Source organism: Synechococcus sp. H60.1, assembly GCF_047462335.1.
In the GTDB taxonomy this organism is placed as follows: Bacteria; Cyanobacteriota; Cyanobacteriia; order Thermostichales; family Thermostichaceae; genus Thermostichus.
On sequence record NZ_JANSJA010000064.1, the window covers coordinates 23394 to 38081 of the forward strand.

16 protein-coding genes are annotated in these 14688 nt (G+C 59.3%); 7 read left to right on the top strand and 9 right to left on the bottom strand.

Translation table 11 applies throughout. The features are described from left to right. Positions 1–46: 46 nt before the first annotated feature. The 3 genes from NW852_RS03620 (at position 47) to NW852_RS03630 (ending at position 3468) form a co-directional block, all read left to right on the top strand. Positions 47–1018 (top strand): putative 2-dehydropantoate 2-reductase, encoded by a 972-nt coding sequence (locus tag NW852_RS03620; protein WP_414364177.1) that lies wholly within the window; start codon positions 47–49, stop codon positions 1016–1018. A gap of 66 nt (positions 1019–1084) precedes the next feature. Further along, positions 1085–1639: a metal-binding protein gene (locus tag NW852_RS03625; RefSeq protein WP_414385066.1), complete on the top strand. Its 555-nt coding sequence runs from the start codon at positions 1085–1087 to the stop codon at positions 1637–1639. 104 nt (positions 1640–1743) lie between these two features. Further along, on the top strand, positions 1744–3468 hold the full coding sequence (locus NW852_RS03630) for an ABC transporter ATP-binding protein (protein ID WP_414364175.1): 1725 nt from the start codon (positions 1744–1746) through the stop codon (positions 3466–3468). A 3-nt stretch (positions 3469–3471) separates the two neighbouring features. On the opposite strand, the gene NW852_RS03635 is transcribed toward NW852_RS03630, so the two are convergent. The 4 genes from NW852_RS03635 to NW852_RS03650 form a co-directional block, all read right to left on the bottom strand. Continuing rightward, complete coding sequence (locus NW852_RS03635; protein ID WP_414364174.1) at positions 3472–4383, bottom strand: carbohydrate kinase family protein; 912 nt, start codon at positions 4381–4383, stop codon at positions 3472–3474. Between the two features lie 9 nt (positions 4384–4392). Beyond that, positions 4393–5256: a M48 family metallopeptidase gene (locus NW852_RS03640; RefSeq protein ID WP_414364173.1), complete on the bottom strand. Its 864-nt coding sequence runs from the start codon at positions 5254–5256 to the stop codon at positions 4393–4395. Positions 5257–5282: 26 nt separating this feature from the next. Next, a complete protein-coding gene (locus tag NW852_RS03645; protein WP_414370451.1) occupies positions 5283–5411 on the bottom strand; it encodes a hypothetical protein in 129 nt (42 codons plus the stop codon). A 160-nt stretch (positions 5412–5571) separates the two neighbouring features. Further along, the gene (locus tag NW852_RS03650; protein WP_414364171.1) at positions 5572–5811 is read right to left on the bottom strand and encodes a hypothetical protein; all 240 of its coding nucleotides are present in this window, start codon (positions 5809–5811) and stop codon (positions 5572–5574) included. A 173-nt stretch (positions 5812–5984) separates the two neighbouring features. Between NW852_RS03650 and treY the strand changes: the two genes are divergently transcribed. Further along, entirely contained in the window at positions 5985–8786 is a 2802-nt protein-coding gene (gene treY / locus NW852_RS03655; protein WP_414370453.1) for a malto-oligosyltrehalose synthase, read from the top strand. A gap of 5 nt (positions 8787–8791) precedes the next feature. On the opposite strand, the gene tpiA is transcribed toward treY, so the two are convergent. The 3 genes from tpiA to NW852_RS03670 form a co-directional block, all read right to left on the bottom strand. Next, a complete protein-coding gene (gene tpiA / locus NW852_RS03660; protein ID WP_414370455.1) occupies positions 8792–9556 on the bottom strand; it encodes a triose-phosphate isomerase in 765 nt (254 codons plus the stop codon). A 92-nt stretch (positions 9557–9648) separates the two neighbouring features. Beyond that, a complete protein-coding gene (locus NW852_RS03665; RefSeq protein ID WP_414370456.1) occupies positions 9649–10368 on the bottom strand; it encodes a hypothetical protein in 720 nt (239 codons plus the stop codon). 18 nt (positions 10369–10386) lie between these two features. After that, positions 10387–11064 (bottom strand): hypothetical protein, encoded by a 678-nt coding sequence (locus tag NW852_RS03670; protein ID WP_414370457.1) that lies wholly within the window; start codon positions 11062–11064, stop codon positions 10387–10389. A 127-nt stretch (positions 11065–11191) separates the two neighbouring features. Here NW852_RS03670 and NW852_RS03675 point away from each other — a divergent pair, with 127 nt between their 5' ends. Further along, positions 11192–11575, top strand: coding sequence for a hypothetical protein (locus NW852_RS03675; RefSeq protein ID WP_414370459.1), 384 nt, complete (start codon positions 11192–11194; stop codon positions 11573–11575). A 19-nt stretch (positions 11576–11594) separates the two neighbouring features. On the opposite strand, the gene NW852_RS03680 is transcribed toward NW852_RS03675, so the two are convergent. Both NW852_RS03680 and NW852_RS03685 read right to left on the bottom strand, forming a co-directional pair. After that, on the bottom strand, positions 11595–12710 hold the full coding sequence (locus tag NW852_RS03680) for an aldo/keto reductase (RefSeq protein WP_414370461.1): 1116 nt from the start codon (positions 12708–12710) through the stop codon (positions 11595–11597). 82 nt (positions 12711–12792) lie between these two features. Continuing rightward, complete coding sequence (locus NW852_RS03685) at positions 12793–14082, bottom strand: cysteine desulfurase (RefSeq protein ID WP_414385074.1); 1290 nt, start codon at positions 14080–14082, stop codon at positions 12793–12795. 143 nt (positions 14083–14225) lie between these two features. Here NW852_RS03685 and NW852_RS03690 point away from each other — a divergent pair, with 143 nt between their 5' ends. Together NW852_RS03690 and psb35 are read left to right on the top strand one after the other, a co-directional pair. Then, complete coding sequence (locus NW852_RS03690; RefSeq protein ID WP_414364163.1) at positions 14226–14444, top strand: hypothetical protein; 219 nt, start codon at positions 14226–14228, stop codon at positions 14442–14444. Positions 14445–14590: 146 nt separating this feature from the next. Then, positions 14591–14688, top strand: a 98-nt coding sequence (gene psb35 / locus NW852_RS03695; protein ID WP_414426477.1) for a photosystem II assembly protein Psb35, incomplete at its 3' end; no start/stop codon positions are given.

Sequence of the window (14688 nt, forward strand, 5' to 3'; positions counted from 1 at the left end):
CCCCTGGGGTGCGGTATGGTGGGGATAATCTGCCGACTTTCGCCCTATGGCTGTGTTGCCGGAAACCCGTCGCTACGCTGTCTTAGGCACAGGCGCCCTGGGAGGGTTTTACGGGGCAAAACTGCAACAGGCTGGCTTCACGGTGCATTTTCTGCTCCACAGCGACTACGACCATGTGCGCCAGCAAGGGCTGTGGGTAGAGTCCTGCTGGGGGGATTTTCATTTGCCGCAGGTGAATGCCTACGCAGCAGTGGAGGACATGCCCCCTTGCGAAGGAGTGATCGTGGCTTTGAAAGCCACCCAAAATCACCTACTGCCGCAGTTGCTCCCGCCCGTATTGGCCGAGAAGGGTGTGGTGATCCTCCTGCAAAATGGACTAGGGGCAGAGCCGGAGATTGCCAACTGCGTTGGCCCTGAGCGCATCATGGGTGGCCTCTGTTTCATCAGCTCCAACAAAGTTGGCCCTGGCCACATCCGTCATCTGGATTATGGCTCGGTGCTGCTGGCGGAATACGGCCCTGGCTATGCGCCCCAGGGGATCACGCCTCGCCTTCAACAAGTTCAAGCGGATTTTCAACGGGCCGGGATCCCGACCTCCCTTTCTCCAGATCTGATGCTGGCCCGCTGGCAGAAGTTGGTCTGGAACATTCCCTTCAACGGCCTCTCGGTGATCTTCAATGCCGATACCCAGCAAATGATCCGCGACCCTGAGGCCCGCACTTTGGCGGAAACGCTGATGCACGAGGTGATCCAGGGGGCTGCCGCCTGTGGCCGCCACCTCCCGGAGACCCTGATCCCCGAGATGCTGGCCAGCACCGAGAAGATGGCCCCCTACCGAACCAGCATGAAGATCGACTACGAGCGCAAGCGTCCCCTGGAACTGGAGGCTATTTTTGCCAACCCGCTCCGCTATGCCCAGCAAGGCGGGATTCAGATGCCGCGGGTGGAGATGCTCTACTGTCAGTTGCAGGTGTTGGATCGCCTCAATCGAGGGATCCCTGTTGGTTCGCCAACTTGAGCCGGGGCAAGCTTTTTCCTCCTCCTGCGGCTAGACTCAGCCGCAGTGGCCTACTGCGCTGGCTTCATGCCTCTGGGATCCACCCACGATCGCATCACCCTCTGGACAGCTCCCGGCGTCACTCTGGCAGCCGGCCTGTTGGGCAACAGCGCTGCCGTAGCTCTGGCCGTGGGATCCGCCTATCTCTTCAGCGGCCTGATGTTTTCCGGGGATCTGGACACTGACTCTCGCCAGTATCGCCGCTGGCTGTTCCTGCGCTGGATTTGGCTTCCCTACCGCCGCTGGCTGCACCACCGCTCCTTCTGGTCCCACGGGCCGATTGTCGGCACTGCCCTGCGGCTGCTCTACCTGGGCCTGTGGGTGGCGGGGGCGGGCTTGGCGGCAGCTTGGCTGGGATCCCGCCTGGGTTGGTGGCAGTGGCAGCCGGATATCTGGCGGGACAACCTCTGGCAAGGGTTGCATGCGCACGCAGAGATGCTGCTTTGGGTGGGGATGGGGCTGGAGCTGGGTTCGATGAACCACAGCCTCAGCGATTGCCTGGTCTCCCGCTGGCGACGTTGGCGCAGACGCCGTCGAAGAAGGGGATCCCCCCTTACCAGGTATGGGCAAAAGTTAGGCTAGCCAGAGCCGTCTAGGAGACAGCCCCGCTAGCCAGGGATCCCAGCAGCCGCTTGGGGCCCGATCCGGTAAGCTGATTGGGGCAGAAGTCTTTTCTTCTGAGATCTGTGCATCCGGGTCGTAGCTATCGCCGCCTTTTTCCCTTCATTCGGCCCCATCTGTGGATGTTGCTGCTGGGGCTGGCCTGTACCCTTGGCTTTGTCCTCACCATGCCTGCCCTCGCCTACTTGATCGAGTGGGTGGCCCGCTCCATCGGCGCAGGGGATCTGGGACAATTGCGGATCTTGGCCTTGATCGGGGTGGTGTTTTTTCTGGTGCGCGGCGCCTTCCAGTACGGCCAGGACACCCTTATGGCCAGGGCCTCTTTGCAAATGGTATTGGAATTGCGGCAACGGCTCTACGCCCATTTGCAGGGTTTGGATGTGGACTACTTTTCCGGCAGCCGCACTGGCGACCTGGTCTACCGCCTCACCGGCGATCTGGATCGGGTGGGCGAAGTGGTGCAGCGTTTTTTCCACCGCTTCATCCCCAGCGTGCTCACCATCTTGGCGGTGGTGGCCTACCTGTTCTACCTCAACGGCATCCTCACCTTGACCACCCTGGTGATTGCCCCCCTGATGGGCGCCTTGATTAGTTGGTTTGGGGATCGGCTGCTGCTGCGCTCCCGCCTCAACCAGGAGAGCATGTCCGACCTGTCCTCTCTCCTAACCGAGGCCTTTGCCGGCATCAGCCTCACCCGCGCCTTTGCTGCTGAGGAATACGAGATCCGCCGCTTCAGCGCCATGGCCGAGAACAACTGCCTGGCCCGCTTTCAAACCGAACAGGTTAAAGCTATCCAAGACCCGGTGGTGGGCTTTCTGTACGCCATGAGCGTGTTGGGAGTGTTTTGGGTGGGCGGCTGGCAGATCAGCGAGGGCAACCTAACCGGCAGCCAGTTTCTTGGCTTTATTGCCGGGGTGGCCATGTTGATCGACCCCATCGTCCACATCACCAACAACTACAGCGAGCTGAAACAGGGGGAAGCCTCGGTGGAGCGGATCTTCGAGCTGCTGGATACCCGCTCCCAGGTGCGGGAGTTGCCCGGTGCTCGTCCCATGCCCCCCATTCAGGGCTGGGTGGAGTTCGAGCAGGTTTCCTTTGCCTACAAACCAGATCAGCCGGTGCTCAAACGGATCAGCTTCCAGGTGGCCCCCGGCGAGATTGTCGCCCTGGTGGGATCCTCCGGCGCCGGCAAATCCACCCTGGTCAACCTGATCCCGCGCTTCTACGATCCCCAGGAAGGCTGCATCCGCATCGACGGCATCGACATCCGCACCGTCACCCTCAAGAGCCTGCGCCGCCAGATCGGCATCGTGCCCCAGGAGATTACCCTGTTTTCCGGCACCATCGCCAGCAACATCGCCTACGGCCAAGAGGACTTTGACCTGGAAGCGGTGCGGCAGGCGGCCCGTGTGGCCAACATCGACAGCTTCATCGAGAGCCTGCCCGATGGCTACGCCACCCGTGTTGGAGAGCGCGGAGTTACCCTCTCCGGCGGCCAGCGGCAGCGGTTGGCCATTGCCCGCGCCCTGTTGCTCAACCCCAAGATCCTGATCCTGGACGAGGCCACCTCCGCCCTGGATAACGAATCGGAGGCCTTGGTGCAAGAGGCTCTGCAACGGCTGATGCAACGCTGCACAGTCTTTGTTATCGCCCACCGCCTTTCTACGGTGCGCAGCGCCCATCGCATTTTCGTCCTCGAGCAGGGGCAACTGTTGGAGGAGGGCAATCATCGCGAGTTACTGAGCAAGGGGGGGCGCTACGCCCAGTTCCACTGGCGCCAGTTCCAGTAGCTTCTAAAGCCCCCACGCCTGCCGGAAGGGGCGATAGAACGCCGGATCTGGGGGGGCACCCCCCGCAACTCCACAGATGGCCGCCGCAAACTCCACCGCCCGTTGCAGCAACACCGCCTCTGGCCATCCCTGCAGCAGGCCCAGAATGGCCACCGCGCTGAAGGCATCTCCTGCCCCCACCGTATCCACCAGCCGCGGCACCGGCACCGGCTCCCCCCGATACACCCCCCCAGCGGTGAACAGGAATGCACCTGCCGCCCCCAGCGTTAGGAACAAGCCCTTTAGATTCAACCGCGCCCGCAAGGCCTGCCCCTGTTCCTCCACCTTGCCAGCGGGGATGCTTTCTAGCTGCACCACCTGCTCCAGCTCCTCTTGGTTCAGCTTCAGCCAAGCGCAGGTGCGCAGCATTTCCCGGATGGGGCCTGGGTGCCACCAGGGATCCCGCAGATTGAGGTCCAAAAACACCGGACAGCCCACAGTGGCAAGGGTCTCCTGAAAATGGCGATGGGCTGCTTCTCGACGCGCCGCCAAGCTGCCCCGGTAGATCAGGCTGGGGCGGAGGGCTTGCAGAGCTGCCCTGTCCAACTGGATGTAGTCGTAGGCTTGGTCGGGCAAGATGGCGAAGGTCGGGATCCCCTCCCCATCCAGCGTGACCCGGACTTGGCCGGTGGGGTGAACCGGATCCCGCTGCAGCCCTTCCAGACGCAGCCCCTGCTGCCGCAGCGCTGCCAGCATCCTTTCTGCCGCCTCATCCTGGCCGACGCGGCTGAGCAAGAGGGGATCGGCTCCTAGCCCTTTGAGGTTCCAAGCCACATTCAAAGCTGCCCCGCCCAGCACCACCTTGTCTGGGAAACAATCGAAAAGGGTCTCCCCCACAATCAGGGGGAGGCCAGAGGTCACTCCGAGGGGAGCCATCCTGGCCTCTCAGGCAGCAGTCGAGCCGTGCTGCTCCAGGATTTGCCGGTAAGTATTGCTGCGGAACCAGCGCTCAATTTCCCGAGCTCGCAGCACCGGCAGCGGGTGGGTGCGCCCAATGGTCTGCATCTGCTTCAGCTCAAGCTGCCAGAGATCGTCGTCCAGCTCCTCGTAGGTGCGGGCCTGCTCCAGAAAAGCATCCACATTGAGCTTGGCGGCCAACTGCGGCGAGCCGCCGCACAGTTTCATCAGCACCGAGATCACCGTTCTTGCATCCTGGGTAACCAGCAGCGCCGCCCGGTCGCAGGTAAACTCGGCACAGCGCAGCCAGTGCAGCAGTTGATCTTGCAGCGCCTGATAGAACAGCCCGCCGAAGGGGAGCAAACTGGTCGAGAGCATGAGAAGGTTGGCCATTGTCAAGTAGACGCCGTGGTTGCACTTGAGGTGGCCCAGCTCGTGGGCAATCACGGCTTGAATTTCCGGCGGCTCCAGCAAGTCCAGCAGAGAGCTGTGCAAAACGATAAAAGGCTTTTTTCCTTGCATGGCAAAAGTGTAAGCGTTGGGCACGGGATTTTGGCGCACGTAGAGCTGGGGCACTTCGAGATCCAGGATGCGACAGGCCTGCACCAGAAGCTGGTGAATTTCCGGCAACTGGTGCTCGTTAATTTGAATGCTCGAGGCGATGTTATCCAGATAAAAGATCTCCCCTGCCGTCGAGCCGAGCAAATTCTGAATCAGCAGGCCCAGCCCCGGCACCTGCTGCAGGGAGCGGGTTGCCTGCAGATCCACAGGATGGCGAAACTGGTCAGCCCGCAGGCCCAACAGGATGCGGGGCTCGCGGGGAAGGGTTGGTGTGGATGGCATAGAAGACATAGGAGGCCGTAGAAAAACGCTTAGGGTCACAACTCGTAGGGCATAAACTGACGCAGGCGGTTTAACAAAAATAGCCGCTCCGGCGGGGGATCCGGCAGCACCGGCTGATGGGAAAACCCCAAGGGATCCTCCCCAAAAGGGATCTCCCAATCCACGACATGATTCCCGATGCGCGTTCCATCGGTAACCAGCCGCCCATTATCGGCGATAGAGCCGCCCCTGCCCAACCGATTGCTCCGGTAGGTTCAAGGCGAAAAACAGCCGCTGCTGGCTCCCCGCCCAGTCCAGGGCCTTCTGTAACCGCTCTGCCCAAACTCACGCCAAAGCCGCCGGCTGAGAAGTGGCGTAGGCCTCGGCAGGCGTCGGCGTCACCGTCAACGGCAGTTGCCCATTGAGAAAAGTATGGGCTGGCAGAGGAGCCGCCAAGGGATCCGGACTGGGAGGAGCAGGAATCTCCAGGCTGACCTGGGGCTGGGAGCTGCTGGCCTCTAGCAAAATCTCCTCCAGGCGTTGCTGCATCAGACGCAGACGGGCAGGAGAACAATCGTTGCCCATCTCGCCGCTGCCTGGTTTAGCATCATTGTCTGCACTTGGGCACTCTTGTGCCCCTGAACACCTATCTAGGGTCTGGCCGATCTTTATCCAGGATCCCCCGATCTTAGCCGCTACCCTGGAAACATCCCTTCTGGTCATGGGCTGAGCCACCTTGTCGTCGTTTTGAGGTCGCCATGCGGATCCCGACTTCCACCTATCGCATTCAGTTTCACGCTGGATTTGACTTTGAGGCAGCGCGGCAAATTGTCCCCTACCTGAAGTTGCTGGGCATCAGCGATCTGTATGCTTCTCCCATCTTTCAGGCCCGCAAGGGCAGCACCCATGGCTACGACGTCGTGGATCCCAGGCAGATCAACGTGGAGCTAGGGGGGAGTGAAAAGTTTGAACTCTTGTGGGAAACCCTCAACCGGCAGGGAATCGGCTGGATCCAAGACATTGTGCCCAACCACATGGCCTACGATGGCCAAAATCAAATGTTAATGGACGTTTTGGAAAGTGGCCCTAACTCAGACTTCATCGATTACTTTGATGTCAACTGGAACCATTCTTATCTAGGTATTAAGGGAAGGATCTTGGCACCTTTTTTGGGTGACTTCTACGATAAATGCTTGGAGTCTGGACAAATCCAGCTCCGTTACGACGCTGATGGCCTTAGCATCAACTACTATAACTTGAGATTTCCTCTAAATATTGATACCTATGCCGATGTTTTTACCTACAACTTGGGCAAACTAAGACGAAAACTAGGACGCAGCCATCCCGATTACATCAAATTACTCGGGATCCTCTTCAGTCTTAAATTCATCCCTAGCAAAGAAGATCTTCTAGAGCGCACCGATCAGATTAACTTTGCCAAGCACTCCCTATGGGAGCTCTACACCTCTAGCCAACATATTCAGAACTTTTTTGACGAGAACATTGCCATTTTTAACGGCAAGCCAGGGGATCCCTCAAGCTTTGACTTGTTGGACAGCCTTTTGGCGCGACAAAACTTCCGCCTTTCTTTCTGGAAGGTGGGTGCTGAGGAGATCAATTATCGTCGTTTTTTTACCATCAACGATCTGATCTCGCTGCGGATGGAAGATCGCGAAGTATTTCGCAAAACACATCAGCTCATCCTCAAGCTTTCAGAACAGGGGCGCTTCACGGGTTTACGCATTGACCACATCGATGGCTTATTTAACCCAGAGGAGTATCTCCATCGTCTGCGAGAACGCTGCCCAGATCTCTACATCGTGGTAGAAAAAATACTAGAAGCTAATGAGAAGCTACCTCAGCAATGGCCAGTTCAAGGCACAACGGGTTACGACTTTTTAGCTAAGCTTAATGGCATCTTTTGCCAATCGGAGAATGCAGAAGCCTTCAGTGCTCTGTATCAAGATTTCACCAACCTACAACAGTCACCAGAACAAGTTATCGAAGATAAAAAACGGCTGATTATCGAGCGCAACCTGGCAGGGGACATGGACAACCTTGCTTTTTTGCTCAAGCAGATTACCAGCCATCACCGCTACGCCAACGACTTTACCCTCTACAGCTTGCGCCGAGCCCTGGCAGAGGTTTTGGTGTGTTTCCCAGTTTACCGAGTCTACATCCATGAAGGGATCCTCAGCCCAGAAGGTCAACAGGCTATCCGTCAAGCTGTAGAGAAAGCTAAGGAGAACCTGCCCATTCTGGTCAACGAGCTGAATTTCCTGCAGCGCTTTCTCTGCCTTGAGTTCCCTGAAAACGTCTCAGAGGAAGAGAAAAACGAGCAAATCTACTTTGCTATGCGGCTGCAACAGTTGGCCGGCCCTCTCATGGCCAAAGGGGTAGAGGATACGGCCTTCTATGTTTACAATCGGCTGCTATCCCTAAACGAAGTGGGTGGGGATCTGTGTCGTTTTGGCATTTCTGTCCAAGAGTTCCATCGCTTTAACCAAGAACGAGCAGCCCAGTGGCCCTTCTCAATGAATGCTTCCTCCACCCATGACACCAAACGCGGCGAGGATGTGCGGGCCCGCCTGAATGTGCTCTCGGAAATCCCCGCCGAGTGGGAGAAGCACATTAAACTCTGGCATGAGTTGAATCTTGGCTACAAAGTCCGCAGCAAGCAAGCGAAGCGTTTGGAGCTGCCGGATCGCAACGACGAGTATTTTCTTTATCAGACCCTAATTGGCTCCTATCCCTTTCAGCCGGAGGAAGTTCCCACCTTTATCCAGCGAGTTAAAGACTACGCCATTAAAGCGGTTCGGGAAGCCAAAGTTCACACTGCCTGGCTTCGCCCCGATACCGAATATGAAGAAGCCACCCTTGCTTTCATCGATCAGATCCTGCAGTCCTCAAGCCCCTTCCTGGAGTCTTTCCTGCCCTTTCAGCGCAAAATTGCCCACTTTGGCATCTTTAACTCTCTCTCTCAAACCCTGCTGAAGCTCACCAGCCCTGGGATCCCGGATATCTACCAGGGCACGGAGCTGTGGGATCTCAGTATGGTAGATCCCGACAATCGTCGGCCCGTGGACTTTTCCCGTCGCCTAGCTTACCTCGAGGAAATCCAGCGGCGAATTAAGCAGGATTCCCTGCAACTGATCCAAGATCTTCTGCTCCACCGCCACGACGGCCGCATTAAGCTGTTTCTCATCCATCAGGTGCTAAAGGGCCGTCAGGAACAGCCGCAACTGTTTCTGGAAGGCAGCTATATCCCCCTGCAAGTAAGCGGCTCCTATGCCAACCACGTCATCGCTTTTGCCCGTCAGCACGACAAACAAGTCGTCCTGGTGGTGGCGCCCCGCTTCTTAACCTCGTTAATTGACGAGACGCAGGATCCTCTAGGAGAAGCTGTTTGGAAAGATACGGAAATTCAACTGCCGCGCTGGAAGCGGCTGGAGTGGGTAAATGGTCTCACCCAAGAAGGGATCCCGGCTGGCGACACCTTGCCCGTGGGCGCCGTCCTCAAGTCTTTCCCGGTGGCTCTGCTGTGGGGGCAATCTCGCTGAGGAACCTAGGGAGCCGCTGCCGCAGGGGTTAGGGTCTGGAAGTTGACAATGCGGGCAAACTCTTGGGGATCGAGGCTAGCGCCCCCCACCAGGACGCCATCAATCTGCGGCTGGGCCATCAGCTCGTCAATATTGCTGGCTTTAACGGAGCCACCGTAGAGGATGGGCAGGTGGTCGGCACCCAGATGCTGGCGGATAAGGCCAATGACGCGGTTGGCCTCAGCCGCTGCACAGGTTTTCCCCGTGCCAATAGCCCAGATTGGCTCGTAGGCAATCACGAGGTTTTGCAGATCGATCCCTGGCAAGGCGCGATCCAACTGTCCCACAATCCAGGACTCGGTTAGGCCCTGTTCCCGCTGTTGCAAGCTTTCCCCCACACAGAGGATGGGAGTGAGCCTGTGCCGCTGGGCCGCTGCCAAGCGCCAGTTGACGGTTTCATCGGTTTCGCCAAAGTATTGCCGCCGCTCGCTGTGGCCGACGATCACGTAGCGCACCCCCAGCTCTGCCAGCATGGGGCCAGAGATCTCTCCCGTAAACGCCCCTTGATCCTCCCAGTGCAGGTTCTGGGCTCCCACAGCAATGCCGGATCCCCGCGTTTCTTCTACCACCACAGCCAGGTCTGTGAAGGGCACGCAGAGAATGATCTGCCGCTGCGGCCTCACCCCTGCAGACGAGGCTTGCAGGGCTGGACGAAACTCGCGCAGAAACTGGCGAGCCTCAGCCTGAGTCTTGTGCATTTTCCAGTTGCCGGCAATGAGGATGGGGCGCAAGATGGATCCTCCCTAAGCGACACAACGATATAGTCAATCGCTGGGATCCCGAGCCTGGGGAATCCCGAGCTTTTTTCGTATGTCACAGTGTATCAGCAAGAGGTTTCAGAAGAGGGCGAGGGAGGTTGTTGACACCGCTCCTCCAAGCTGGCCGCAAGGGCAGCTAGGCAGTCTTGGAGGGGGGATCCCTGCTCTAGGTGCCGGACGGCAACGGCATAGGCTTTGGGGTGAGCTTGCAACAAGGCCCGGCTCTGGCGCAGAAAGCGGTTGATGGAGGCCCTCATTTGAGCCGCAGAGGTCAAGGGCTGGGCTGCTGAGATCCCTGCCAGCAGCTTGGCCACCTGTTGTCTATCCTCCTCATCTCCCACCACTTGGCCATATTGGAGAGACTCCGCGGCAGCCCCTGCCATCCAAAACAGGCCGTAGCGCTCTAGATCTGCCCAGGGGATGCCCCCCTGGGCTTCCCAGGTGCGCATGGGGGCTTGATCCAGCTGCACTCCCCCGTAGCCGGGGATCCCGTGTCGGAAAGCCTGCCAGGGGCCCAGCACGTAGCCGCGCAAGGGGATCCCTAGCAGGTGGGCCACCAAAAGGTGTCCTGCCTCGTGGCGGATGACCCGCTGCCGATAGGCTGGAGAAGCCCAATCCAGGAGCGCGCCCAGCAACCCTGAGAGCCGCCCCCCAAAGGCCACTTGTTCGACAATCACCAAGCCCACCATCCCAGACAAAGGTAGAGCCAACCGCGGCCCCAGGGCCGCCGACACCACCAAGGCCGCCACGATCCAAGCCGCGCGGGTGATTCCAGCCTCCGACATCGCTTGCCTCCGACCTCCCTATGCTTTTGCCTCCGGTCCTAGCTCGAGCGCCAGCAGCTCGTCGGCCAACTCCAAAAACGCCTCCCGATCCAGATAGGAGACATCTCCCACCCATTCCCCTAGCTTGACCACGTAGACTTCGCTCAAGGTCGGTCGGCGCCGCAGATCGCGCGAATAGGCCTTCACCAGCGCCAGCACCGATTGCTTTTTAACAATTCGCCGGTAGCGGGGATCGTCCCTGGCCCGCACTCGGTAGAGGACTCCTGTTTCATCGCCAATTTCCATCTCAAACTGGCGCTCGCGCACTTCTTCGATATAGAGTTGCCCGTCTTCACCCACCTTTTCCCGCTCTTCCACCACCACCTCATAGCGGCGGGTGCTCAACACCTGCCCAAAAAACAGTCCTCCGTACGGGATCTCGCGAAAGGCTAGCTGCCGGCGGGAGATGGTGTACAGCGGCCCCCACAGAAAGGGATAGAGCAACGAGAGAAACCCCGCCAGAAAGGAGACCGCCCCCAGGAAGGATCCCTCGCCAAAAGCGCGAGACAGCACCAGCAGCGCTACGCCCACCAAAATGGCTGTAATGATCCGGCCTACGCTGTTGAGGGCATCGCTCCAGTAAGCTGCGTACTGGAGCCGCGTAGGCACCAGCGGGATCACCGACTCGCACTCTTCTGGGGTGAGCTCCAACAACATGCCCTGGGATCCTCAAAACATCCAACTCCACCCCTTTACCTGCTGAGGGTGGGCCAGACCCCATCTTAGAATGAGACAGGGAAGCTCTGCTGCCCTTGCCGCTCCTCCTAAGTGCTGCCAAGCTCCCATGGTGCCCGGATCCCAATTTTCTTCGACCATCAGACAGCAGGTGACCCAGTTGGACGAGGGATCTCGGCGGGACAAGGCGTGGCTGGGAGATGCAGTGCTGAGCCTATTTGCCCGCCAGTGGTTGCTCGGCCCACCGCCCGACTGGCAGGTGCCTTCCCCTCCCGGCTGCGATCTTAGCCGCGCCGAACTCTTCACCTGGCTCACTTCCAACCAATTTTTGTCGGCTCTCCGGGATCCCACCCAGGTGGAAGCAGAAATCGGCCTCATCTACGAAAGAGAAGGCCTCCCGGCAGCCTTTGCCTACATTCAGGAACAGCTACTGCCCTTGTTCGTGAGACAGGTACACAACCGCACCAAAACCCTGCGCGGCAAACGGCGCTAGAGTCTTGAACTCCCCTCTCTCACTCCCACAGCCGCCGGATGGGAGAGCGGTGCAAAAGGCGGTGAGTTTCCGCCAACAACTCTGGGATCGGCAGGTGCTCCGGACAGCGGGGCAGACAGTCGCCGCACTCGCTGCAGCGGTCGGCAGGCACTCCTGGAAACCAGTGCCCCGCCTGGCCAAACATGTTGTAGCGGTACTGGGCAAACTCGGTCATCTCATGGGCAAGGGCCAAGTTGCGCAGCCGCAGCACCTCTGGGATGTGGATCCCTTCTGGGCAGGGCAAGCAGGCATAGCACTGGCTACAGCGACTGGATCCCAGGCGTTCTTGCTCTGCTTGGCGCAGCCGCTCCTGCACCTGCAGGCCCTCTGTCCACCAACGCTCGGGATCCCGCAGGGCTGCCAGGGCTGTCTGCAGCTCGCTGGGATGGGTAACGCCCAAACTAAGGGTATGGATACGGGGATCCGCCAGCAAAAAGCGGTAGGCAAACTCCAAGGGGCTAAAGGGCGCACAGCTCTCCTGCAGGCGCTGGGGCGGGCGGTAGAGCATCCCCCCCTTGTCGGCGGGGGAGATGATGAACACCCCCATATCCTGCTGGGCTGCCGCCTCCAGGGCCGCGGCATTGCGCTGCTGGAAAAAGTGGTAGTGCAAATTCACAAAGTCAAAATGGCCCGTCTGGATGGCCTGCAGGATTAGCTCCAGGGATCCATGGGTGGAAAAGCCGATGTAGCGCACCAGGCCCTCCTGCTGCGCCTGCCTAAGGAGCGGCAAGCCCTTCTGCAGTACCCACTCCAGGTGTTCGGGTAGGTTGATGCCGTGGAAGGCAAGCTGATCCAAGTACTCCACCCGCAGCCGCTGCAGGGATCCCTCCAGCCGTTCCCGCAGCCTCTCGCCAGGCGTGAGCTTGGTGGTTAGGATCAAGCGCTGCCGTGGCACCGCCAGACTCTGCAAGATTTCCCCCAAAAGCACCTCGGCCTGGCCGTAGGCCTGCGCCGTTTCCAGGTGGTTGATCCCTGCTTCTAGCGCCGCTGCCACCGTGGTCTGGGCCTGTTCTGGTGGCACGTTGACCAGGCGCATACTGCCCAAAGAAAAAGCCGACATGAGCTGCTGCGTGCGCCCAAAGCGGCGGTAGGGCATTGGGGAGCTCCCCCCGCTTTCCGGCTCAGCTGGGCGATGTGAGCTCAGCATCAACTTCCTCGGCGATGGACACCCCCCAACTTTACCCCAAGGCCTCTCTAAAAAACGCCACCGCCTCTGCCAGCACCTCCAGGAAGCGATCCACCTCGGCCAGGGTGTTGTAGAGGTAAACGCTGGCCCGGGCTGTCGACTGCACCTGCAAGTGGCGGTGTAGCGGCTGGGTGCAGTGGTGGCCAGCCCGGATGGCAATCCCCTGCTCATCCAGCAGCGTGGATAGATCGTGGGGGTGAATGCCCTCCACCGCAAAGCTGACCAGCCCTGCCCGGCGCGCCGGATCCTTGGGACCATAGACTGTAATGCCTGGAAGGCGCTGGATCCCTTCCAGAAGGCGAGCGGTTAGCTTTTGCTCATGGGCATGCACGCGCTCTAGCCCAATCTGGCTTAAGTAGTCGACGGCTGCCCCCAAACCCACCGCTTGGGCAATGGCCGGTGTGCCTGCCTCAAACTTGTGGGGGATATCGGCATAGGTGGCGTGATCCCAGTCCACCTCGGCAATCATCTCGCCCCCACCCAAAAAGGGCGGCATGGCCCGCAGCAGCTCCCGTTTGCCGTAGAGCACCCCAATGCCTGTGGGACCGCACATCTTATGGCCAGAAAAGGCCAGCCAATCGCAATCCAGGGCCTGCACATCCACTGGCATGTGGGGCACACTTTGACAGGCATCCAGAAGCACCTTAGCCCCATAGTGATGGGCTAGCGCAATCACCTCCTGAACAGGGTTAATGGATCCCAGCATGTTGGAGACGTGGGTCACCGCCACCAGCCGGGTGCGATTGCCGAGTAAAGAGCGGTAGTGCTCCAGATCCAACTCACCCTCGGCCGTGATGCGGATGAACTTGAGGCAGGCCCCCGTCTTCTGAGCCACGAATTGCCAGGGGATCAAATTGCTGTGGTGCTCCATCACCGACAGGATAATCTCATCCCCCCGCTCTAAGGTGCTCATGCCCCAACTGTAGGCCACCAAGTTAATGGCCTCACTGGCGTTGCGGGTGTAGATGAGCTCCTGCGGGGAAGGCGCATGGACAAAGCGGGCAATCTTCTCCCGCGCCCCCTCGTAGGCCTCCGTAGCTTCGTTGCCCAGGGTATGCACCCCCCGGTGTACGTTGGCGTTGCTGTGGCGGTAGTAGTGATCCATTGCCTGCAAAACCGCCAGCGGCTTCTGAGAAGTGGCCGCGTTGTCAAAGTAGATGAGCGGCTGGCCGTTGATCTGGCGCTGCAGGATTGGAAAATCCAACCGCACCTGGGCAGCTAGGTCGGCAGCGGTGTCAAAAGCCTGTTCCAGCTTGGGAGAAGAAAGAGGGGATACCGCCATAGTCTGCGCAGAAGCCTACCTCCCTCAGTATGGCATTGCTCTGGCCAGCCGCCCCGAAAACTCTCCCTCGCCGGCAGAAGAGAGTTGTCACGGACTGTAATTTGATGTTAAGTTTGTTTACATCCAGTTACAAGGCATCACCTATGCAATCCTCTCCTAGGATCCCTTCTCGCCTCGACTCCGCTTCTGTGGCCCAATACTACGACACCACCAACGACTGGATCCCGGGCTGGACGGAGCAAGCGGAGCGTTGGAATGGCCGCCTGGCCATGGTGGGTTTGGTGATCAGCGTTGCCACAGAGGCACTGGTGGGCCACAGTGTTTTCGCCACCACTCTTGCCCAGTGGCTGGGACTGCAATAGTTCAGAACCTCGTTTTACGCAAACGCCGGGTCGGGCCTCCTATCTGGGGGCTGCCCGATCGGCTCACCGCTCAAGCTGTTGGCTTTTCGACTCAGCAGAACAGGCCGATGAGACTCGACAATCCCTTCCTTCCCTACATTGCCGTTATGGTGAGCGGGCTGGTGGCGGCTGTTGTCCTCGGTTCAATAGCTTTCTTCAACTCCAAGCGCCCTGCGGGCTGGGAGGGTGCTGCCCGTCCGCGATA